22 protein-coding genes and 6 tRNA genes are annotated in these 22,480 nt (G+C 45.8%); 6 read left to right on the top strand and 22 right to left on the bottom strand.

Features of this window, described 5'->3' with window-relative positions; all coding sequences use genetic code 11:
• Positions 1-8: 8 nt before the first annotated feature.
• From DW183_RS04085 to DW183_RS04075, 3 genes are read right to left on the bottom strand one after another with little or no spacing between them, the layout of a single operon-like run.
• Positions 9-836, bottom strand: coding sequence for an energy-coupling factor transporter transmembrane component T family protein (locus DW183_RS04085; RefSeq protein ID WP_118280746.1), 828 nt, complete (start codon positions 834-836; stop codon positions 9-11).
• Positions 836-2,536 carry an ABC transporter ATP-binding protein gene (locus DW183_RS04080; protein WP_118280745.1) on the bottom strand — a complete coding sequence of 567 codons (1,701 nt, stop codon included), beginning with the start codon at positions 2,534-2,536 and terminating at the stop codon, positions 836-838. The genes DW183_RS04085 and DW183_RS04080 overlap by 1 nt, the downstream gene beginning before the upstream one ends.
• Before the next feature lie 21 nt (positions 2,537-2,557).
• Positions 2,558-3,109 (bottom strand): ECF-type riboflavin transporter substrate-binding protein, encoded by a 552-nt coding sequence (locus DW183_RS04075; RefSeq protein ID WP_118280744.1) that lies wholly within the window; start codon positions 3,107-3,109, stop codon positions 2,558-2,560.
• 200 nt (positions 3,110-3,309) lie between these two features.
• Here DW183_RS04075 and DW183_RS04070 point away from each other — a divergent pair, with 200 nt between their 5' ends.
• Positions 3,310-3,552, top strand: a complete 243-nt coding sequence (locus tag DW183_RS04070; RefSeq protein WP_118280743.1) for a hypothetical protein — start codon at positions 3,310-3,312, stop codon at positions 3,550-3,552.
• A 127-nt stretch (positions 3,553-3,679) separates the two neighbouring features.
• Positions 3,680-4,024 (top strand): hypothetical protein, encoded by a 345-nt coding sequence (locus tag DW183_RS12525; protein ID WP_199649403.1) that lies wholly within the window; start codon positions 3,680-3,682, stop codon positions 4,022-4,024.
• A 131-nt stretch (positions 4,025-4,155) separates the two neighbouring features.
• On the opposite strand, the gene DW183_RS04060 is transcribed toward DW183_RS12525, so the two are convergent.
• The 15 genes from DW183_RS04060 to DW183_RS03990 all read right to left on the bottom strand — a co-directional run bounded on the left by DW183_RS04060 (position 4,156) and on the right by DW183_RS03990 (position 15,138).
• Entirely contained in the window at positions 4,156-4,818 is a 663-nt protein-coding gene (locus tag DW183_RS04060) for a hypothetical protein (protein ID WP_118280742.1), read from the bottom strand.
• A gap of 126 nt (positions 4,819-4,944) precedes the next feature.
• On the bottom strand, positions 4,945-6,666 hold the full coding sequence (locus DW183_RS04055) for an NADH-dependent [FeFe] hydrogenase, group A6 (RefSeq protein ID WP_118280741.1): 1,722 nt from the start codon (positions 6,664-6,666) through the stop codon (positions 4,945-4,947).
• Positions 6,660-8,501 (bottom strand): NAD(P)-binding protein, encoded by a 1,842-nt coding sequence (locus DW183_RS04050; RefSeq protein WP_118280740.1) that lies wholly within the window; start codon positions 8,499-8,501, stop codon positions 6,660-6,662. The genes DW183_RS04055 and DW183_RS04050 overlap by 7 nt, the downstream gene beginning before the upstream one ends.
• 222 nt (positions 8,502-8,723) lie before the next feature.
• A tRNA-Lys gene (locus tag DW183_RS04045) sits at positions 8,724-8,796 on the bottom strand.
• 16 nt (positions 8,797-8,812) lie between these two features.
• A tRNA-Gln gene (locus tag DW183_RS04040) sits at positions 8,813-8,884 on the bottom strand.
• 32 nt (positions 8,885-8,916) lie between these two features.
• Positions 8,917-8,990: transfer RNA gene (locus tag DW183_RS04035), tRNA-His, on the bottom strand.
• 81 nt (positions 8,991-9,071) lie between these two features.
• Positions 9,072-9,145, bottom strand: a tRNA-Arg gene (locus DW183_RS04030).
• 11 nt (positions 9,146-9,156) lie between these two features.
• Positions 9,157-9,227, bottom strand: a tRNA-Gly gene (locus DW183_RS04025).
• A 7-nt stretch (positions 9,228-9,234) separates the two neighbouring features.
• Positions 9,235-9,309, bottom strand: a tRNA-Pro gene (locus tag DW183_RS04020).
• A gap of 163 nt (positions 9,310-9,472) precedes the next feature.
• Entirely contained in the window at positions 9,473-9,949 is a 477-nt protein-coding gene (locus DW183_RS04015) for a metallophosphoesterase family protein (RefSeq protein WP_118280739.1), read from the bottom strand.
• On the bottom strand, positions 9,930-10,535 hold the full coding sequence (locus DW183_RS04010; protein ID WP_118280738.1) for an XTP/dITP diphosphatase: 606 nt from the start codon (positions 10,533-10,535) through the stop codon (positions 9,930-9,932). The genes DW183_RS04015 and DW183_RS04010 overlap by 20 nt, the downstream gene beginning before the upstream one ends.
• A 4-nt stretch (positions 10,536-10,539) precedes the next feature.
• Entirely contained in the window at positions 10,540-11,601 is a 1,062-nt protein-coding gene (locus DW183_RS04005) for an N-acetylmuramoyl-L-alanine amidase (protein ID WP_118280737.1), read from the bottom strand.
• A 20-nt stretch (positions 11,602-11,621) separates the two neighbouring features.
• Entirely contained in the window at positions 11,622-13,304 is a 1,683-nt protein-coding gene (locus DW183_RS04000) for a lectin like domain-containing protein (RefSeq protein ID WP_118280736.1), read from the bottom strand.
• Entirely contained in the window at positions 13,301-14,455 is a 1,155-nt protein-coding gene (locus DW183_RS03995) for a THUMP domain-containing class I SAM-dependent RNA methyltransferase (RefSeq protein WP_118280735.1), read from the bottom strand. The genes DW183_RS04000 and DW183_RS03995 overlap by 4 nt, the downstream gene beginning before the upstream one ends.
• A 350-nt stretch (positions 14,456-14,805) precedes the next feature.
• Positions 14,806-15,138 (bottom strand): hypothetical protein, encoded by a 333-nt coding sequence (locus DW183_RS03990; protein WP_118280734.1) that lies wholly within the window; start codon positions 15,136-15,138, stop codon positions 14,806-14,808.
• Between the two features lie 162 nt (positions 15,139-15,300).
• Here DW183_RS03990 and DW183_RS03985 point away from each other — a divergent pair, with 162 nt between their 5' ends.
• Positions 15,301-16,437 carry a DUF4422 domain-containing protein gene (locus DW183_RS03985; protein ID WP_118280733.1) on the top strand — a complete coding sequence of 379 codons (1,137 nt, stop codon included), beginning with the start codon at positions 15,301-15,303 and terminating at the stop codon, positions 16,435-16,437.
• On the opposite strand, the gene DW183_RS03980 is transcribed toward DW183_RS03985, so the two are convergent.
• Entirely contained in the window at positions 16,432-17,337 is a 906-nt protein-coding gene (locus DW183_RS03980) for an HD domain-containing protein (RefSeq protein WP_243069512.1), read from the bottom strand. The two genes, DW183_RS03985 and DW183_RS03980, sit on opposite strands and share 6 nt — an antisense overlap.
• 42 nt (positions 17,338-17,379) lie before the next feature.
• Positions 17,380-18,465, bottom strand: coding sequence for a flagellin lysine-N-methylase (gene fliB / locus DW183_RS03975; RefSeq protein WP_147403364.1), 1,086 nt, complete (start codon positions 18,463-18,465; stop codon positions 17,380-17,382).
• A gap of 173 nt (positions 18,466-18,638) precedes the next feature.
• On the opposite strand from fliB, the gene DW183_RS03970 reads away from it, so the two are divergent.
• The 3 genes from DW183_RS03970 to DW183_RS03960 are packed head-to-tail and all read left to right on the top strand — an operon-like array spanning position 18,639 to position 20,775.
• Entirely contained in the window at positions 18,639-18,980 is a 342-nt protein-coding gene (locus DW183_RS03970) for a PadR family transcriptional regulator (protein WP_118280731.1), read from the top strand.
• A 2-nt stretch (positions 18,981-18,982) separates the two neighbouring features.
• Positions 18,983-19,972: a permease prefix domain 1-containing protein gene (locus DW183_RS03965; RefSeq protein WP_118280730.1), complete on the top strand. Its 990-nt coding sequence runs from the start codon at positions 18,983-18,985 to the stop codon at positions 19,970-19,972.
• Between the two features lie 11 nt (positions 19,973-19,983).
• Positions 19,984-20,775: a DUF4097 family beta strand repeat-containing protein gene (locus DW183_RS03960; RefSeq protein WP_118280729.1), complete on the top strand. Its 792-nt coding sequence runs from the start codon at positions 19,984-19,986 to the stop codon at positions 20,773-20,775.
• 278 nt (positions 20,776-21,053) lie between these two features.
• On the opposite strand, the gene DW183_RS03955 is transcribed toward DW183_RS03960, so the two are convergent.
• Together DW183_RS03955 and nadC are read right to left on the bottom strand one after the other, a co-directional pair.
• Positions 21,054-21,599: a transcription repressor NadR gene (locus DW183_RS03955; RefSeq protein WP_118280728.1), complete on the bottom strand. Its 546-nt coding sequence runs from the start codon at positions 21,597-21,599 to the stop codon at positions 21,054-21,056.
• 11 nt (positions 21,600-21,610) lie between these two features.
• Positions 21,611-22,471: a carboxylating nicotinate-nucleotide diphosphorylase gene (nadC, locus tag DW183_RS03950; RefSeq protein WP_118280727.1), complete on the bottom strand. Its 861-nt coding sequence runs from the start codon at positions 22,469-22,471 to the stop codon at positions 21,611-21,613.
• Positions 22,472-22,480 lie beyond the last annotated feature (9 nt).

Below are 22,480 nucleotides of genomic sequence, written 5' to 3'. Positions count from 1 at the left end.
ACCTTGTCTTAAATAAATGGATTATAAAATCTGCTTCCATCATGATATGTAACCACAAGTGCTATGACCATAAAGACTAGTGTTACGATCATGACCGCATAGTCTGCTTTTGCAAGTTTGCGCCCCATATACCAGGTACGCTTTTTATTTTTTCCATAACCACGCAACTCCATGGCATTGCTGACCGTGTCGATCCGATCCATACTGGTAAAGATCAATGGGAAAATGATGGCTGACACATTTTTGATTCGATCCATCAGTTTTGCCTTGCCGGACATCTCGATTCCGCGCGCTTCCTGTGCATTTTTGATTTTGTGGAAATCATCCTGCACATCCGGGATATAGCGGAGCGCGATCGCCATCGCATAATCGATATTATAACTTACGCCAAGTTTATTCAATGATGCCGCAAGTTCGGATGGATTGGTCGTGATGATGAACATAAATACCGCCGGCACGATCGTAAAATACTTGAGCACAACATTGAGTTCATAGAACAACTGCTCCTGGGTCACCACCCAGCGGCCGCCCAGACTGTAAAGGATGTGCTCTGTGCCATAGATCTTTGTTCCCTGTCCCGGTGCAAAGATAAAAATAGCCAGAATGTTGATGATCATAAATACCAATATCACCTTAAAAACGGAACCAACCTGTTCCCAACTGGTCTTGGATAGTTTAAACAAGATTAAACTGGTCGCAAGCATAATGGCAAGCACCCTGGTATCATAGGTCAACATACAGGTGATGGTCCATGCCAGAAAGAAGATCAGTTTGGTAACGCCACACAGATCTTCCATCCATGTTCCTTTTTCTTCATAAGAAAATAATTTTGCCATTATCTCACCGTCCTTTCGTAGTTGATAAAGCATTCAACAAACGCAGACGGTGACGGGATACCGCATTTTTCTGCCATCTCATAAAGTGAAGTCTGCTTTAAGTATGCCCGATCTGCGATCTGCCCATTCGTCAGGATATTTGCCGGTGTGTCGTCCGCGATCATCTGTCCGTCCGCGATCACAAGGGCACGATCCGTATATTCCAGCATCAAATGCATATCATGCGTGATCATAATGATGGTGGTACCAAATTCTTCGTTTACCCGTTTTAAGAATTCCATGATCTCCGTATAGTGACGGTAATCCTGTCCGGCTGTCGGCTCATCTAAGATCATGATCTGAGGGTTCATGACTAAAATAGAAGCAATAGTCACACGCTTCTTTTGTCCGAAACTCAGGGCTGAGATCGGCCAGTTACGGAAAGGATAAAGACCGCAGATCTTGAGTGTTTCATAGACTCTTTCCTTGATCTCATCTTCCGGGACACCGCGCACGGCAAGCCCCAAAGCCACCTCATCATAGATCATTGCCTTGGAGATCATCTGATTTGGATTTTGCATGACAATACCGATCTTTTCGCCACGCTCCTTGATGGAAAGCGGTGCGATATCCTGACCATCCAAGAGGATCCTGCCCTTATCCGGCTGCAAAAAGCCACAGATCAGGCTGGAAAGAGTCGTCTTTCCGGCACCATTTTTTCCAACAATGCTGATCATTTCGCCTTTATTTACCGAAAAATCAATATCCTGTAAGATCGGGTGCTTGGCATCATAGGAAAAATCCAAATGCTCTACGGCAAGAGCCACCTGGCTATTTTTTCCCTTTGCCGGTGTCTGGGCACTGGCAAACCATTCCTGTACCTGTCCTTTGTAGGCAGAAAAATCCATGGTCTCCACATGTGCCGGACGATCTTTTTCGGAAATCGTGCAGCCTGCATGCTTCAATGCCGTCACATAAAGCGGTTCACGGATGCCCTCTTTCATCAGTATATCACAAGATAAAAGTTGATCCGGTGTCATATCCGCAACAATCCTGCCATCACCCACGACCACAATACGGTCTACATCCTTATATAAAGCATCTTCCAAACGGTGCTCAATGATAAGGATGGTCTTATTCTGTTCTTTTTGGATGGAATCGATCAATGCGATCGCGCGTTTTCCTGTTGCCGGATCCAAATTGGCAAGTGGCTCATCAAAAAGCAGAATATCCACGTCATCGATCATGACGCCTGCCATAGACACACGTTGCTTCTGTCCACCTGACAATGCTCCCGGTGCATGGTGCAAAAGATTTTTCACATCCACCATATCGGCAATCGCATCCACACGTCTGTGCATCTTTTCTTCTTCCATACAGTCGTTTTCCAATACAAAGGCGATATCTTCCGCTACCGTCAGTCCGATAAACTGTCCATCTGTATCCTGTAAAACAGTGCCGACCATCTTGGATAGTCCAAAAATGCCCAGGTCTTTCGGTTCCTTTCCTCCAATATATAACTCACCGGTACTTTCTCCTGCATAAGAAAAAGGAACCAATCCATTGATGCAGTTGGCAAGTGTTGACTTTCCTGATCCGGATGGTCCTATGATGAGAATTTTTTCTCCGGGATAGACGCTAAGGTCAATATCCCGGAGAGTTGGTTCTACCTGTGAATTGTACTTAAACGAATAATTTTTAAACTCGATAATAGGTTCCACAATCACATTTCCTTTTAATAATTAGTCTTCTTTTGTAAGGCTTGATGACTTTGCACCAATCTTAGTATAACCCATGCCAAGCAGAGTTCCAAGAATTGCTGTAATAATAATATTTGCTACAAATGCACATGCACCCTGTGCAAATACCTTATTGGTAGGCTCTGAATAGATGACAATGTCTAGTACCGGAGCAACGAGAATCCATGCAACCGCATTTGTTACAATCTGTACTATATTAAAAAGTACAATTGCTTTACGATCAAATCCGCCTTCTTTGATCTGATACTTCTTAGCGAAAAGGCCTACGCCGATACCAATCACAGCTTCTGGAATAACCCAGCTCCACCAGATACTACCATAAAACATAGCATCGCCAAGTGCATGACCAAGAATACCTACAATGCCACCAACAACTGGTCCAAATACTGCTGCTAAAAATGCAAGGACTGCTGCTCTTGGCTGTAATGAAGTGTTAGGAATAATTCCCAATGGAATCTGCACCTCTGTAAGCACGATAAAGAGCGCTGTTCCGATACCGGTCGCAACGACTTCTTTAATACCAAACTTTTTCATTGAATTTTCCTCCTTGTTTGTATAATACTGCCTTATTATATGTTATCTTGACATTTTTCTCAATGTCCTTTTACACAAAAAATGCCGCAAATCCGTAGGATTTTTGGCATTTTGCAAGATTTTGCTGTGTTTCCATAGTATTTTGATAGGATTTTGGCAGTTTGGATTTTCTGCGAAAGAATCGAGCGGAGGTGTTACGCGTGTGCTTATTTGAATACGATCAGGAAAAACATATCAAAATGGAAAAAGCAGAGTCCTATCAGGACGGAATCGCCTTAGGAGAAGAACGCGGTAAGCGACTTGGACAGGAAATGGGGCAGGATATCATCAATCGTCTGAACCAGTCTTTGATAGCCGATAATCGTCTGGAAGATTTGACGCGCAGTGTTCAAGATCCAATATATCAGAAAGAATTGTTAAAAGAATATGGTATCTTGATGTAAGGTATTTCAAAAAGAGCGTGGGGAGATTTCAATCCCTACGCTCTCTTCTTTTGCTCAGTTAATACGACAAGATGTAGATTGCGTTATGTGACTAACGCGCTCCCTTAACTCTTAGATTACTGAAGTAATGACCGAACACCCTTCAGCAACAGATGTAAAATCTACAAAACAATCTGATGGAACAACTACCGCAACTAAGTATTTTGCAGACGCAGCAAAGTCAGTTGTAATAACAACTGCAAGTGGTATGGTTAGAAGCGAAAATGTAAATGGCACTCTTAACTTCAATTTACATGTAGGTGCAGATTCGTCATCTGACAACAAGATTGGTGTCCAGATTGATGCAATGAGCGCGGCAGGAATTGGTGTTAAGGGTCTTAAAGTTGATACAGAGGATGATGCTACTGCAGCTATTGATACTATTTCACAGGCTATCCAGTCTACACAGGGTGTTCTTTCCTTACTTCAGTAGTCCAAGCGTTAAAACGAGTGTATAATTACATGGAACAATGTATAGCACAAAGTAGTAATTAAGCAAGTGAAAAGAGGTCACTGGGAAATGCTTTTGCAAATCCCTGCGACCTCTTTTACACTTTTCAATCATTAGCCAGCCGATGACAAGCCATTCATCTTTTCTAATCTGATAATACGCTCCGAATGATCGGATACAACCGACTTCAAAACATCTGTATCTGTTTTCATCTGCTCATGGCTCTCGATGGATATTTCATACTTTCTGTACTCCGTATTGACAACCTTGCACAGATCTTTCAGATTCGGCACAACATAATTTTCAAGAAGTAACTCGACATTTGTCATACGCTCCTTTAAGCCTTGTGTTTCCGTCTTGAGTCCTTGCATCTCTGATTTCAAACTTTGTGTCTCTGTCTTGAGTCCTTGCATCTCTGACTTCAAACTTTGTGTCTCTGCCTTTTGCTCTGCCATATCTGCCTTTAAGTTAGATACATCCTGCTTTAGTTCTGATACATCCCGCTTTAGCCCTGACACATCCCGCTTTAGCCCTGATACATCCTGCTTTAGCCCTGATACATCCTGCTTTAGCCCTGATACATCCTGCTTTAGCCCTGATACATCCCGCTTTAGCCCTGATACATCCTGCTTTAATCCTGAGATATCAGCCTTGATCGGATTCAACTTTTCATCTAGTTTCTGATCCAGTTTTTCATCCAACTTTTTGTCTAACTTCTCATCCAGCATATCTGACATGACCCTAGTCATGGCTACCAGCAATTCTTCATTTGTCATAACTCTGCCCCCTTTCCTACAAATTCCCCTTGGTAAATAATATCCGTTGATATGCTACTGATTGTACTATCCCCTATCAGAAATTGCAAGAAACTTTTTCATAAATGACACAATGCGTGTATCTTCTTATAAATCCCATTCCGCCTGTCTGGTGTGCAAAAGTTCATGCGACTTATGCGACAGTGGCCGATCTAAGAATTTATCATAAGCCTGGACGATCGCCGGATTTTCATGTGAAAAGCGCAACTGGCTTCCCTTATCCAGCGCATACAACTTCTGTCCACGCTGACATGCCAATTCCAAGCCATCATGGATCGGTTGTCCACCGCCTCCGGCACATCCGCCCGGACAGGCCATCACTTCTACGAAATCATAAGAGACCTCGCCTCTGCTGACGCGCTCCATCAGATTTCTGGCATTTCCCAGTCCACTGACTACGGCTGCATGCACCGGCGTACCGGCAATATCCACGGTCACTTCCCGAATGCCATCTTCTCCACGTACAATAGAAAAATCATCTGCCCCCGGATTCTTTCCGGTCACAAAATAGTATGCACTACGAAGTGCTGCCTCCATGACTCCACCGGTCGCACCAAAGATCACACCCGCTCCGGTACCAATACCAAGCGGTTCGTCAAAAGCATCTTCTTCCAAGGTATCGATATTGACCTGGGCTGCACGAAGCATACGGATAAACTCTCGCGTTGTAAGCGAAACATCGACATCCCGATCTGCTCCACTGTCATTGACCTGTGGCACTGCACATTCATACTTTTTGGCAGTACAAGGCATGATGGAAACACAGGTGATCTTGTCCGGTGTCACACCCAAGATATCTGCATAATAAGTCTTTGCAATGGCTCCAAACATCTGCTGTGGCGATTTTGCTGTAGATAAATTGTCTACATAATCCGGGAACTGCGATTTCATAAAGCGTACCCAGCCCGGACAGCAGGACGTAAACATTGGCATTTTTGCATCTTTTTCATGTGAAAGACGCTCCAACAACTCATGTCCTTCTTCCATAATTGTCAGATCCGCAGAAAAATCCGTATCAAAAATATAATCAAATCCAATCTGTCTTGCGGCAGACACCATTTTCCCTACTGTCGCCTGCTCTGTAGAAAGCCCAAAGCCCTCGCCCCATGCGGCACGAACTGCAGGAGCGATCTGAGCGATCACGATCTGATCCGAATCCATAATGGCATCCATGACCTTAACCGTATCATTTCGTTCACGAAGTGCACCGGTCGGGCAATGTGTGATGCATTGTCCACAAAGGACGCAATCCATATCTTCGATATTTTGCATATCTACCGTGCTTACACTGGTACGTTTGCCTGTATTGATAATGTCCCACACGCCCATGGTCTGGATCTTGTCGCAGACCTGCACACAGCGCATACATTTGATACATTTCGCAGAATCACGGATGATCGGGAAAGAATGATCCCATGGCTGGTTCTCGATCTCGATCTTGTATGGGATTTCAATAATATTCAACTCTCTGGCAAGTCTCTGCAGATTACAATCATTGCCTCTTACACAGGTGGCACAGCGAAAATCATGCTGTGATAAGATCAATTCCACGTTGGTACGTCTTGCAGACTGCACCTTGGGACTGTTGGTAAAGATTTCCATACCCTCTTCCACCACATTATTACATGCAGCAACAAGATTCTTTTTCCCACCTATCTCCACTAAGCAAACACGGCATGCGCCGATCTCATTGATCTCTTTTAAATAGCAGAGCGTAGGGATGCGAATGCCTTTTTCTCTGGCGGCATCCAAAATCGTCGTGCCTTTTTCTACCTGAATTTCTATTCCGTTAATCTTGGCATTTACCATCTTAATTCCCTACCTCCTCTCAGTACTCCACATCCATAGTGATCGCAGCGCAGACATCTGGCTGCTTCCTGAATCGTTTCTTCACGGCTCATAGCATTCTCAATGCCGTCAAAATCGTTCTTGCGTTCACACGCTTCTCTTTCTGTCAAATGGATACGTCCACTTGGCAACTTGTCATTCATAAGAGGAGATGGGATATCCACATCTACGGTGATCTCGTGATGATATCCCAAATATTCATCAATATTGGCAGCCACGACCTTGCCTGCTGCAATCGCCTTGATCACGGTTGCCGGTCCGGATACGCAGTCTCCACCGGAAAATACGCCAGGATTTCCTGTTGTCTTACCGCCCTCATCCGTGATGATACGGTTCCATTTGGTCGAAATGCCCTGTTCTTCAAACTGCTCACTCTCGATATCCTGTCCGATGGCAACCAGAATGATATCTGCCGGCATGCGGATTGGATCCTTGTCCGCCTTATTGGACTTTGGTCTTCCATTGCGGTCATAAAGCCCACTGATCTGCGGCTGCGTCCAGAGTGCCACTGCCTTGCCTTCTTCATCTGCTTCCACGCGAAGCGGTGCCTGCAGGGTAAATAATTCCACCCCTTCCTCAATGGCTCCACGCACCTCTACCGGTGATGCTGTCATGTCTTTTTCCTGACGTCTGTAAATGATGCTTACCTTTTCCGCATTGGCACGAACAGCTGTTCTCGCACAGTCCATGGCAACATTTCCACCACCGATAACGGCTACCTTTAGTCCGCTAAAGTCTAAGCGCTTTTCCAGTCCCACGTCGCGCAGCAGATTGACTGCTGAGATAACGTTCAGGCTGTCTGCTCCTTCAATGTCAAAATTCTTGTCAGTCTGTGCACCGATGGAAATATAAACGGCATCGTATTCCTTTTCCAGATCTTCCATTGAAATATCACGTCCGATCTGTGTATTTAGGCGCACTTCCACACCGGTCTTTAATATGTAATCAATATCCTGCGCCAGACGTTTTCTCGGGAAACGATAATTTGGAATACCATAGCGAAGCATTCCTCCAAGTGCCGGTTTCTCCTCAAATACCACAGTCTGATGTCCCATCAGTTGCAGGAAATAAGCTGTCGTAAGTCCACTTGGTCCGCCACCGATGATGGCGATGCGCTTCCCTGTAGGCTCTGCCTTTGGCGGTACCGGAATGGAATCCAGATCTGCAAAATCTACGGCAGACCGTTTGAGTCCGCGAATATTGACAGAAGAATCCAGCATGTTTCTACGGCATCTCTGCTCGCAAGGATGCTCACAGATCAATGCACACGCCACCGGAAACGGATTATCTTTTCGGATCAGACGCACAGCATCCTCATATCTGCCCGCTCCGGTAAGAGCGATATAGCCCGGAATGTCTACATGTGCCGGGCACTGGTCGATACATGGGATCGGCTGTTCAAAACTACCGCTGCATCTGTGATGCTTTACATGCGAAATGTAGTCCTCCTGCAAGCCGTCCAAGCCCACAAGCACCATACGTGCCGCCTCAAATCCGATTGCACAGTCTGCTGACAACTCGATATTCTTTGCTGTCTTTTCGATCAGAGCCAGTGTATTCTCTGTCGCCCGATTGTTCAGGACATCCTCCAACAGATCCTCCAATTTTCCCAAGCCGTCCCGGCATGGCACACACTTTCCGCAACTCTGCGCATGGCATACTTTTAACATGGCAAGTTGCATCTCCACCAGACAAACTCCCGGTGGGCTGGCGATGATTCGCTGCTTAAATTCCTTGGCAAGTGTCAAGGTCGTAGACGATGCACGATCATCTGTCATAACCGTTAATCTACTCAATGTAAAATCCCCCTTTACTTTTTCTTCGCCTTTTCAGAACTACCCCTTTATTCTAAAAAGACCTTGCATACTTATGTAATTTTTATTATACAGGTGGGGAAAAACGATAGCAAGAATTGATAATTTTTTCACGTTGTTTTTGAGAAAAAGAATATGACAAAAAACCGCTGCAAGCCTTGATTTTACAAGGTTTTGCAACGGTTTTTCAATGTTTTCAAGAAATGAGACACGGGGGATTCGAACCCCCGACAACCTGATTAAAAGTCAGGTGCTCTACCAACTGAGCTAGTATCCCATGTTATAAAAGATAGCTGGGCTAGCAGGATTCGAACCTGCGAATGCTGGAATCAAAATCCAGTGCCTTACCGCTTGGCGATAGCCCAACAACTTCATAATGTTGCTCTATCGCAACAAAGGTGGATAAAGGGATTCGAACCCTTGGCCTCCAGAGCCACAATCTGGCGCGCTAACCAACTGCGCTATACCCACCATATTGAGATGAGTAAGACAAGGTCTTACTTAAAAAATATTACTACCTCCTGCATAATGACAAGAAATAGTAACATCAAATGTGCTCGAAGGGATTCGAACCCCCGACCCACGGCTTAGAAGGCCGTTGCTCTATCCAACTGAGCTACGAACACATAAATAAAAGAGCGGGTGATGGGAATCGAACCCACGTATTCAGCTTGGAAGGCTGATGTTCTACCATTGAACTACACCCGCATACAAGTCGGGGTGACAGGATTCGAACCTGCGACCCCCTGGTCCCAAACCAGGTGCTCTAGCCAAACTGAGCCACACCCCGATGTATTACCGCGTCGTCTCTCCGTGACGCAAGTAATATTATATGGCAGAGTCAGATAAATGTCAACAACTTTTTTCACTTTTTTTATTTTCTTTTTCCAAGCCCTGCCAGTCCTTGCCACAGGCGGATTTCCCATCTTTCGTCATCTTATTTTTTGCAAAGATCACATATAGATCAGATTAAAATGCAGGTCTCCCTGTGGGTCTACATCCACGACCACATAGGAGGGTCTTCTGCCGTCCTGTCTCGGATAAGAGATACTTCCCGGATTGATGATGGTCATATCCTCCTCATACGTCACTTCCGGCACATGCGTATGCCCGTAGAATACAATGTCCGCACCTTTTTCCTTGGCAGCCTCCACAAGCATCTGCGTTCCATAATTTACATTATAATAATGTCCGTGTGTCAGCATGACTACATGACGTCCTACCTGCATCACCACTTCTGCCGGCAGATCACTTCCAAAGTCGCAGTTGCCGCGCACGATCTCCAGCGGACATTCCGCTACCGCCTCGATATAGTCCTCGCATCCTTCGCCATCGCCCAGATGATAAATGCGGTCCGGCATGACCCTTTCGATGGCGATATCCAGATTATCATGTTTTCTGTGTGTATCACTAACAACCAGTATTCTCATATTTAATCAATTCTTCCTTCATCTTACGCAATGCATTTCCACGATGGGAGATCGCGTTCTTTTCTTCGCGGGACATAGCCGCCGTACTGCATCCATAGGCATCTACATAAAAGATCGGATCATAGCCAAATCCATTCTCCCCCTCCGGCTCCCAACCGATATATCCCTCAATCGTGCCTCTTACCACCTTTTCGCTGCCATCCGGGAATACCGCTGCCACAGCACAGACAAACCGTGCCGTACGTTTCTCCTTCGGCACACCGTCCAGTCGCTCGATCAGATTGGCATTCTTGATGTCGTATGAGGTATCCTCGCCCATGTATCTGGCAGAATAAATGCCCGGTTCCTTGTTCAGATAATCGATCTCCAGCCCGGAATCGTCTGCAAGAACGATGGCATCCACCTGGTCTGCGATGGCTCTGGCTTTGATCAGGGCATTTTCCTCAAAGGTCTTTCCATCTTCCACGATATCCACAGAAATCCCTGCCTCTTTCATAGAAAGGATCTCATAGCCCAGATCTTCGTAGATTTCACGGATCTCCCGCATTTTGTTTTGATTGCCTGTAGCAAAAATAATTTTTTTCATGGTCTTACTCCTCCAATGTCTGGAGCACAGCCTGTGCAAGTGCTTTTGCGGCTGCCTCCTGATATTCATCACTCTTTAATTTATCCAGTTCTTCCTGATTTGTCATAAATCCGATCTCCACCAAGGCTACCGGCATCTGCGCCGTCCGAATGATATAAATATCATCCCCCACGACAACGCCCTTGCTCCCGGAACCAAGTGTCTGTAAAAGTTGATCCAGACAGGTCTGGGCAAAGGCTTTGGACGCCCCGCTTTCATCTGCTGCATGATACATGACCTCGGTACCATTGATCCCGGACATCCTGCCGCTCGCCGTCGTATTGTTGTGGATGCTCAGGAAAAGATCTGCCTGCAAAGTATTAGCAAGCCCTACTCTTTTTTCCAGTGACAGGCTGCTGTCATCGGTTCGCGTATAGAAAATACCTATCTTGTCCTGATCTTTAAAATACGGCAGGATCTTTTTTGCGATCGCCAGATCAATGTCTTTTTCATCGGTTCCCAGAACTTCTGCTCCCGGATCACTGCCACCATGCCCGGCATCAATGACCACGATCTTATCATAGCGATCTCTGGGTGCCACAAAATCCATATAAAGATAATGGTCCTGCCAGGTCACATCCGTAATATAGACATTATCCAAAAGGATATCGATCAGCCCCTTTTTATTTTCCACATCATATTTGATGTCGTCAATATGGTCGCTGCTGCCGATCATGGGATAATCATAAAAATAGGACTGGCTGATCTCCGGTATATAGATCCGCACCTCTTGATCCACATAATTCTGCTCGATACTAACATCTGCGGTCTTTACTTCCTCCGGGATCTCCAGACGCAACTGTCCCTGCATCTCGATGTCCTGCTGCCCCTCTTTTAAAACGGCGGTCTCCGCCTGCATCAGGGATAAGACCGACTCGCCTTTTTCCACCTGTGTGGCATATTGCAACTGCTTCTGCTGCGCCCACACATGCAGATCCGGGATGCCCAGGAAAATACCACAGACTGCTACGCTTAATACAAGCAATATGGTCGCGACCAGACCCACGACTTTTTTTTCTAACTTCATCCTATCATCTTTCCCATCGTCTAGTCTTCTTCCACTTTCTTTCCATAGGCTTTGAGACAAAGATTGCCGCCGGCGGTCTCCTCGACACTTTCCCAATCCAGCCCGTTGTTACTGATGTAGCCCTCGCCATCCGAAATATCTGCATGCTGGCTCAGAGCATCTGCCGGATATTCGATCGCCATAGGATGATCCATACCGGGTGTGGATAATACCACAACAATGGCAAATTTATCTCCCTCTTTTACGCTATAAGGTCTGTCAAAAGGAATGGTGTAATACCCCGCATCTTCCAATTCGCCCCGCGCCACTTCCACGCGGCTGGCAAGGGATGCCGTGTTGCGATAATCTGTAACCATATATAACTGATATGACGTATTCTTGCCCAGTGCATAAAAGCCTGCACTTTCGATCTGTTCATCTTCTTTTGCCTCATAAATGTTGGCAGCATGGATCTTGTCCTTATTGTAACCGACCTGTCCGACCCAGCCACACAGATCTGACTGATAAATGGTATCGTAATTGTCCGCATCCTCTATACCAGCATATGAGACCGCCTGATCGCCGATATTGGTATCATAATAGGAAACATAAAACACACCATTTTCGCCAAAGGTCGCGCCCCAACTGTTCTGACAGATAAAGGCTCCGTCCCCCGCCACTTTTCCCGGGAAATTGGACGCACTGTAATGGTCGTCCCAGCCAATGATCACAACATCATGATTTGGCTTTTCCGCCCCGGTATAGCAGTAGGCATTCTTTTTTCTATTATAATAGGAAGACTTACTTAAATTTGTCGTGGATAGGCTGGCATAAATGGATGTCGATACACCGCCATGCTGATAGACCGCCCATTTGATATCGTCGATGTCATCACTATCGTAAAAATGGACTTCCTGCACATGTTTATCCACGGTCTTTTCCCCTGTCTGCTCCGGTCCCATCCAGGATACCAGATAAGATACCGCCATGGTATAGTTGCCGCCCAGAGACGTATCTACCTGATATGCATTGTCCGAGGTCATAGAGTCTGCATCAAAGGAAAACTTTTCTTCCGGCAAAAGAGAGGATTCCAAGGCAGAAAGTGCTGCCTGCGCCCAGCAGGTCGAAGTGTCGCCCTGGTTGCGCACAGCGGACACACGATCTTTCTCCCGCAGATCATAGGATGCCGGAAGGCTTCCTTTTTGCAGATCACCCGAGATCGTCGCCTGATAATTGGTCTCATCATAACTATAGGTACAGCCAAACTCACGGCACAGATCCTGCAAAGAAAGATATGCCTGCTTCTCATGCAGCTCCGGCATGACATCCAAAGTGATCGCCTTGTCATCCCGCTTGGCATCCAGACTGTTGATATAAAAGGTATAAGAGCGGTCACCATAATCTAAGAGGATCTTTTTGTCCTCATAAAAAGAGGCACTGCATCCAAAAAAGTCCTCCACAAAGGAAAGCGATGCCATGACCTGCATATGGTCACCCATGATGATACCGTCAGCCGCACCGTAAGTGTCCTCGCCCACCGTCAAGTGCAGATTGCCCTCCTCATTGATGCTGCGCGCCTTGAGCGGATAAAAGACCTCGTCCTGCAACTTGGCGCCACGAAAGGCTGTCACATCCGCATATTCATCATTCCAAGTATTGAGTTTTGCCAGAAAGGTCACTAGAAGTATGACCGTAAGTACTATATATCTCTTGGAATATCTCATACCCTATCCTTCTTCTTCGGCGGTTTCGGACCCATAAACTGATAGAAATAGGTCCGGATCATTCCATTGTATAACTTGCGGTTCTTGTCCGCCTTGCGTCCGATATAACGCTCTGCCTCCTCATAGGATGTAATCAGATACATTGACCATGCATCCAAATCACGATAGACCTGTCCAATCGTCGTATAGAGTGCCGGAAGATCTTTCTTGTCCTCCAGGCGTTCTCCATACGGCGGATTGGTAATGATAAAGCCGTATTTTTTGCTGTGCTTTAAGTCTGCCACATCACGTTGCTGAAAATGGATCAGATGATCTACGCCTGCCTGCTTGGCATTGGCTCTCGCAATACGGATCATATCCGGGTCAATATCGTAGCCCTGCAAATCACAGGAAATATCCGTATCTACCATCTCCTCGGCTTCTTCTACCACATCATACCACATCTGCTTTGGTATCAAATGTGTCCATGCTTCTGCCGTAAAGGACCGGTTCATGCCCGGTGCTATATTTGCCGCCATCATGGCTGCCTCGATCAAAAAAGTGCCACTGCCGCAAAAAGGATCTACCAGGATGCGGTCTGCCCGCCACGGGGTCAGCATGATAAGAGCCGCGGCCAGTGTCTCAGAGATCGGTGCCTTGCTTGTCCATGTCCGGTAGCCCCTCTTGTGCAAAGGATCGCCGGTCGTATCCAGTGCCACCGTTACTTCATCTTTTAATAAGAAGATTCGCACCGGAAAAGAAGCGCCGTCCTCTTTGAACCAATCCGTATGATAGGTCATCTTCAAACGGTCTACCATTGCCTTTTTGCAAATGGACTGGATATCCGATGCACTGAAAAGTTTGCTTTTTACAGAAGAAGCCTTTTTGACCCAGAACTTTCCATCCTGTGGAATCCAGTCTTCCCATGGCAAAGCCTTCATGTTTTCATATAATTCATCAAAGGTCGTGGCACGAAATCTGCCGATCTGTACCATGACGCGCTCTGCGGTGCGCAGAAAGATATTACTCCTGCAAATGGTCTCCAGATCCCCTTCAAAGGTCACTCTGCCATCCTCCACCTTTGTAATATCATATCCGAGATCGTAGATCTCTCTTTTTAAAACTGCCTCCATGCCAAAATGACAAGGTGCCACCAGTTGTATTGTCTCCATAAAACAAACCTTTCTCTAGCCATAATCATAGATAATTACATATTATCTTTTGTAAAAAAATGTGTCAATGAATATCCCTATAGAAAAGTTTATAAAAATTTTATTATTTTTTTATTGCAATCCGAAAAAGGACGTTATATAATTAGCCATGTAAGAGGAAGTTTCCTTTTACACCCCTTATTAATTATTTATACTCCCCTCAAAAAAGACCGATTTATCGGTCTTTTTTATTTTTTATCATCTTTTGTCGACAGCGTCAAGGAAACCGTTTTGTAATCATCAGTTTCCGCAAAAAAGACGATCCACGCATAGCGGATCGTCCTATCCATGTCTCTATTCTATTTGCTCATCTATGCATAAACATCAATCTGTGATCCCAGCATACCATAAGAAGATCCCACGCTATCCTGTCCATAAAAAGTCGTCACACCCTCAAAGGCGGATGCGGTCGCATTGTAAGCCTGCTCTACCTCCTGCGCAGAAGATATGCCTGACAGGCTCTTTCCGCCGGTCTGTGCATTCGGATACTGTACCGGATCAACGGCTCCGATCCCCTGCAGACTCTGTGTCTTGGATGCTTCATATGCCGCCGAAGTCTGTGACTCATTGGAAAGTGCATAAGACTGCGGACGGATCTGTGAATATGATGTTGTCGCTCCCATGCGACCAATGGATAATGCCATAATGCTCTCCTATTTATAGTGGTAATGCGGTTCAACAAACAAATCCATCTATAATTATAACAAAATTTTTCCATAAAGCAAGTATTCGTTTGCTTTTCTTTTTGTTCTTCCTGTACTATAGTAGTCTTTAGTAAAGTTTCATTTTTAAAGAGGTAGTTTTTGATGAAGATCCAGATTTTTGCCATGACCCACAAGACCTTTGATCCCCCGCCGGACCCGCTCTATGTTCCCCTGCAGGTCGGACATGCCACGCATGAAGATCTGGGTTATCTTGCCGATGATACCGGGGATAATATTTCTGCTAAGAACTGCTATTATAGCGAACTGACCGGTCTTTACTGGGTCTGGAAAAATGTAAAAGATCTGGATTATGTCGGTGTCTGCCATTACCGGCGTTATCTTTTAAATGATGCCGGCAGTATTTTTACCCGGGCACAACTGGCTCCACTCCTCAAAGATTATGACATGATAACCTCCAAATGCCTGACCCTGAATTTTTCTTATGCTTATGGTTTTGGAGAAAATCACACACCGGAGGATCTTGCGGCAGCCGGTCAGGTCATTGCCAAACTCTATCCTGACTTTTATCCTCTCTATGCCAAACGCTTGCAGGAAAACCATACTTATTTTGGCAATATGATGATCTGCTCCAAGCCTCTCTTTGATGAATACTGTGCCTTTCTCTTTCCGATTTTTGAAGCCATGCATCCACTGCTTGCCCTGGATACCTATGATGATTACCACAAGAGACTCTATGGTTTTATCTCCGAGTTTCTCCTTATGGTCTGGTGCGAGTATCGTCACCTGCGCGTCAAAGAATGTAAAGTCGGTCTGATCGGCGAAAAAAAAGAAACCAAAGAGACTGCCCAGAAACTCTTTACCTATTTTAGGAAAGAGGACATTGCCGGTGCCAAAGCCCATTTCTTATCCGTAAAAGAAAAGCGACCGGATATCCTCATGGAAGCCTCGGATATCGACGGTCGCCTGCATCTTTGCCTGCAGATCATTTCTACCTGTGAATTTGAACTGGCATCCTGCCAAAAGATCCAATTAGACCTGCATCAGCCGGAGGATGCTCTTTTGACTGCGTTTACAAAGTTGAATCATATTTCCACTGAATTATCTTTTAGCAAAGGACAGTTTCCAGCCATGACAAAAACTGATAGGGACTTCTTAAAGACCTTTAGCCCGGATGCCATCGCCATCAGCCTCTGCCTCTACTGCCCGGATGATGCCCACCGTAAAGACTGCTGCAAATATCTGAGTCAAAAACTCGACTGCACCATTCCCTGCCTATAGATCCCTTGTCATTTCCTCATCCAGATCATGAAAGACAATATCTAAAATACTGATGTATTCCTGATAGCAGGGCGTGTCTGCCAGATCTTTTACCACATCTGCGACCGCGTGATAATACCAGTACTGTTCTTTTTCGTCTTTCATATTAAACTTCTGCCAGATAGCGCGCCCATCCCGTTTAAAATCACGCAGACTCGCCCGCATATTGGATAACTTGTCCGCCAGCATGATACATTTGACCGATCGGCTGGCATCCCTTGTCTTTTCCAACTGCTCCTGCTTGCGGATCTTCCAGGTCTCACTCTTGGGTCTGTCCTCGCGCTTATTCTCCGATTCATGTGCCACATAAAAAGCGATCTTCTGTCCAAATTCTGCCTCGATCTCCTCGATCGTGATCGGTGTATCCTCCACGACATCGTGCAGTGCCGCCGCCGCGATCACTTCATTGTCATTTGTCATGGATGCCACCAGCATCATGGTCTCCATAGGATGTGCGATGTAGGGCACCAGACTGCCCTTACGCACAGCGCCCTTATGTGCCTCGGCTGCATACTGGATTGCCCGCTCTATAACAGAAAAGGGTCTGGCTGTCTCATCCTGGGGCAAATAGTCCGGGAACTCCCCCGTGATCCCCGCTAAGATCAATCCCGCCGTCCGCATCTCCTGTTCTTCCGGCAGACGTTTTTCCTCTTGCATCTCCTCCATGTCATAGTACCAGCACTCCGGTTCCTCCTCCATATTGCCGAACTGAGAAAATCCGCCAAAAAGCGGACAGGAAGTACAATAACAATACGCCCCCACCATGACAGTCTGCAAGGCACGGCAATAATACTGTCCGTCACTCCCCCGTTCTGCCACATGGCTCGTCAAAACATAATGCAGATTTGAATTTTTTTCCATGGTATCGCCTTTCTTTTTTCGCATCCTCTACCACACATACATCTATACTAAAATTTGCCCATCCATCATTTCTTCCATACTTTCCAGATTTTCTTCGGAGTGTTCCAATTCCCTGGAATAGCGGTAAGCGATCTCTGCCATATCTTTTATCGTTATGGTCTTGTCCTGTTCCAGCCATTTTGCCAGCCACAATTCACGGATCAGATAGGCATTGACGACTGCCTCCTGCGCCAGCGCATAGACATACTCATCATAAACGGCTCCGCAAAAATAGGCAAAAATGAAATAAACGACGATCTGCTCCATCTTGACAAAAAGATCCGGCTGGCTGGTCTCAAATTCCTGCTGCAGATGCGTATAGGTCTCTTGATCGGTCTCATATAAAAGATGCTCTGCCGCCAGCAAACGTTCCCGCCACATATAGGAAAGCGGCTCCAGGGCATAGAGATTGCGGAACAGAACATGCATATCTTCTAAGGAAGCAAAGGCTCTCACACCCTCTTTAGCATCCTCTGCCGCCTTGGCGTCCAAAAGACAGGCTTCCCATCTGCCCTCATCCAAGGCTTCCTGCATGGCATTTACCTTTCTAAGCATGGTATGACAACGAATGGCAAAAGGAATCCGACGATCCTGCATAATGGCGATCATAGACTCGCGCATTACAACTAATTTTTCATATAAAATTCCATGAAATTCTTCATAAGGCTCCTCTATCTCATCATCTTCCCAAGTCTCCCAGGAAAGCGGCTGAGTGGTCGCTAAAAGCTGCTCCGCCACTGCCGGACAGGAAATAGCAAGCGAATATTCCCTGACATTTTCAAATTCCTCGGTATGTCTGGGATAGGATGTGCAGGTCAAACAAAGGCTGTCCTCGCCCAAGTGACAATACATATCACACAGACCGTCCTGGCGCAAGAAGGCACAGCGTGCGTCCGCATCCTGTCTGAATACTTTTTCCTCCCAATCAATCCGTGCGCGCAAGGTCTCCCCATAAGCACTTGTCTCCTTTTGATAGCCCTCTAAAGCCTCATCATCGATCTCGATCAACCAGCCTGCACAACATGTTTGGGGGCAATCTCCGGCAATACATCGAAAACTGTCGTACCCTCTGACTTTTCGTCTCAGCATTTTCTTTTCCGTCCTTTTTTGATATAGATTTATTCTACAATTCTTTTTCCCTATTGACAATCCCAAGGAAATGTCATATATTGTTACTACGACAGACGTAGCAATGTCAGTCGTAGCATTGACTGTCGTAGTAATAGACATTTGACAGATAAATGGAAGGAGCGATCTATGATATGACAAGGATCAGCAGCGATGTCATTCGAGGCTACAACGATACCATGATCCTGTATCTGCTCTGGGATCAGCCATCCTATGGCTATGAGATCTCCAAACAGATCAAGGCGATGAGCGATGAGAAATACTGCATCAAGGAAACGACGCTCTACTCCGCATTTACCCGTATGGAGAAGAACGGTTACATCACTTCCTTTGACGGCAACAACCCGGACACCGGGAAACGCCGCACCTACTATCGCATCACCGATGCCGGCAGGGCATACTATCATGAAAAATGTGCCGAATGGCAATTAACCAAAGAAGTCGTAGAAAAATTTATCAAAAAACAAGGAGAATAGTTATGGACGCTATTAAAAATTATTTAGAGACAATGTTTTTAAATCTTCCAAACACCCCCGAAGTGCAAAAAGCCAAATACGAACTCGGACAGATGATGGAAGACAAATACCGGGAACTCATTGCCGATGGCAAGACAGAGAACGAAGCCATCGGAACCGTGATCGCCGAGTTTGGCAATCTGGATGAACTGGCAGAGGATCTTGGCATTGACAGTGTATTACACCACAGCCAGACCTTTGAAGCAGGGCGCATGGTATCTCTTACTGAAGTAAAAGAATACCTGAAAGCATCTTCCCGCCATGCCTTTCTGATTGCACTTGGCGTACTCTTGTGCATCCTGAGCCCGGTCTCTACGATCGTTATGAGCAACATCGGAGAACTCACCGAAAGAGAAACGTTCATGGAGGCTCTTGGTGTGATCGGCATGTTTCTTTTCATAGCCATTGCAGTAGCACTTTTTGTTACTTCCGGCATTACCATGAACCGTTGGGAATTTATGAAACATCAGCACTGTTCTTTAGATTTTGCTACCACGGAATATGTGCATGACAGACGCAATATGTATCGCACCACACATGCCGTTCTCTTAAGTGTCGGCATCATCTTCTGCGTTTTGTGCGCTGTACCTGCCATTATCATGGATGCTTTGCCACTGCCTGACTTTATCGATGATATTTCCGGTGCTGCGGTACTCATCATCATAGCCATCGGTGTATTTATGATCGTTTTGACATCCATCAAGATGGATGGTTTTAACACCCTTTTAAAACTCAACGATAGTCGTTCCATGGGCGGACAGTATGTAGATTATCAAAAGCAGGAAAATTACAGCAATAAAACGGTTGCCGCCATCATGTCTGTTTACTGGCCTACCATTTCCGCAGCCTATCTGATCTGGTCTTTTTTAAGTTTTGACTGGTATATGACCTGGATCATCTGGCCGCTGGCAGCCATTGTTCACAAATGTATAAAGAATATCTGGGCTGACTAAGGAGGTTACTTATGAAAAAAAGAACATGGTATTTAACCCTATTAACCATTATCACTGTTATCTGTATTGCAATCGGACTACTCGTTCATGTAGTGCTTCCGGCTGGCAACTGGCTGTCTGACATGAGTGATGATCTGAATGATGTGAATGACTCCGAGTCTTTTCTATCCGGAAGTACAGTATACGAAGAAGTGGCGGCTTTTTCAAACATCCATCTGGAAATGGAAGTATCTGATATTAGCATCGCTTATGGCGACACCTATGCGATTTCTTATAAGACCAACAAAGAAAATCTGCTGCCACAGTATGAGGTAAAAAATGAAACACTTTATATCAGCCAAAAGACAAAGAAAGTACATGGGCTGACCAACAATGCCGATTGTACTTGTAAGATCACGGTTCCTAAGGATGCCGTTCTAAAACTGATCGACGGAACGATTGATGTCGGCGACTTTACTATGGAAAGATTAGGCACCGATACCCTGAATATTTCCTCCAGCGTTGGAGATATTGATATTTCAGACAATCTTTTTACCACCATCACTCTCCAGTCCGATGTTGGCGATATTTCACTGGAAAATGTCACTTTCCAGACAGCAGCACTTAGTTCCGATGTCGGCGATATTGATGTTGAGACTCCGTCACCGCTGGATTCCTACAAGATGGATCTGTCTTGTGATATAGGCGAGATTGAGATCAATGATCGTTCTTTCCGGAGCCACTACAAGCAGGATGCTGCAGCAGCAAACGCACAGGCCCTGACCGTCACAAGTGACACGGGCGATATCTCGATCGAATACTAAGACTTAGAGCGTTCCTTTGTGGGGCGCTCTTTTTTGTTGGGGCGCAAGTGAGAAAGCACTGGGGGCGGGCAGGCGCAGGCACTAAGAAAAAAGTCGCGCAATTCTACGTCTCTATAAAGAGGCATTTGTTTTATTTTATGAAAACTGTCTCTTTAAGAGACGTAACGAATTGGCTCCTAATATTTTTCTTAGTGCCTGCGCCTGCCCGCCCCCAGTGCTTTCTCACTTACGCCCATAAAAAAATCCGCAGACACAAAATGTATCTGCGGATTTTATCTCTAGGATTCTTCCCAAAAGTTCACCGGTTCATATTCCTGCAATTTCGCCAAAAATCCTTTTTCTCCCAAGAGTTCCTGAATCCGGTCTAGGACCGCCTCATCCCGCGCATAAACTGTATGATAATGATAGCCCGATGTCACATTCATCAACTGGCTGGATTTGCCACTTTTGAGTTCTGCAATATACTGCTCGATATCATAGCGGGAATGGATATTCAGTTCTCCACGGATCACACCATAGGTCTTGTGATAGACAAAGACATCCTTGACCCAGCCTCCCAGATCAATGATGGTCTGTAGTTCCTCTGCCGTCTCCTCCTCTGTATGAATGACCTTGAAGACACGCAGGGTCTCCTGATTCTTGTCGATGACATAGCCCCTGTTGGTCGAATGAATACAGATGTCCTTAGCACGGAGCAATGCCACATCCTGCACAATGACCTGCCGGCTCACATCAAGCATCTTTGCCAGTTTGACACCGGAGATAGGCGTATCGCTCGATTGCAAAATATGAATGATCTGATTTCTACGTTCTTCTCCACTCAACTTTTCTTACCTCACGCTCCGATCGGATGCAGATTTTTCAAGGAAATATCCATGATCGGTGCCGAATGTGTCAGCGCACCGCTGGAAACATAATCCACACCCAGACCGGATAATTTTGCCAGATTTTCCTCGGTCATATTGCCGCTGACTTCGACCTCTGCCTTTCCGTCAATGATCGCCATTGCCTGTGCCATGGTATCATGATCCATATTATCTAACATGATAATGTCCGCACCAGCCTCAACTGCCTCTTTTACCATGGAAAGATCTTCGACTTCCACCTCGATCTTGCGGACAAACGGCGCATATTCCTTGGCGCGCGCAATGGCTTCCTTCACGCCGCCTGCTGCACCAATATGATTATCCTTTAAAAGAACCCCATCTGTCAAATTATAACGGTGGTTATTTCCTCCACCCACACGAACCGCATATTTTTCAAAAATACGGTTGTTTGGCGTTGTCTTTCTGGTATCCAAAAGTTTGATGCCGGTACCTTCCAGCATGCCTGTGATCTGATGGGTATAAGTCGCGATACCGCTCATGCGCTGCAAATAATTGAGTGCCGTACGCTCTCCACACAAAAGCACACGGATATCCCCGGTCACCTTTGCCATATGATCCCCGGCTTTTACCACGTCCCCGTCTTTTGCAAAAAGTTCGATCTTTGTCTTTGGATCCAGCATCTCAAACACACGGCTGAAGATCTGTAAACCACAGATGATTCCATCCTGTTTGCAGATCAGATCCACCTCTCCAAGTTTTGCCTCCGGCATCACACTGTTGGTGCTGACATCCTCACTCGTGATGTCCTCCTGTAATGCGCTTCTGATATATGGGTCTACATTTAATGTCATTGTTACCTGATCAAACATAATCTCTCT

The organism is Roseburia sp. AM16-25 (assembly GCF_003473825.1).
Classification (GTDB): Bacteria; Bacillota; Clostridia; order Lachnospirales; family Lachnospiraceae; genus Pararoseburia; species Pararoseburia lenta.
Note: the sequence above shows the minus strand (reverse complement) of the source record. Positions and strands in the feature narration are given on the sequence as shown.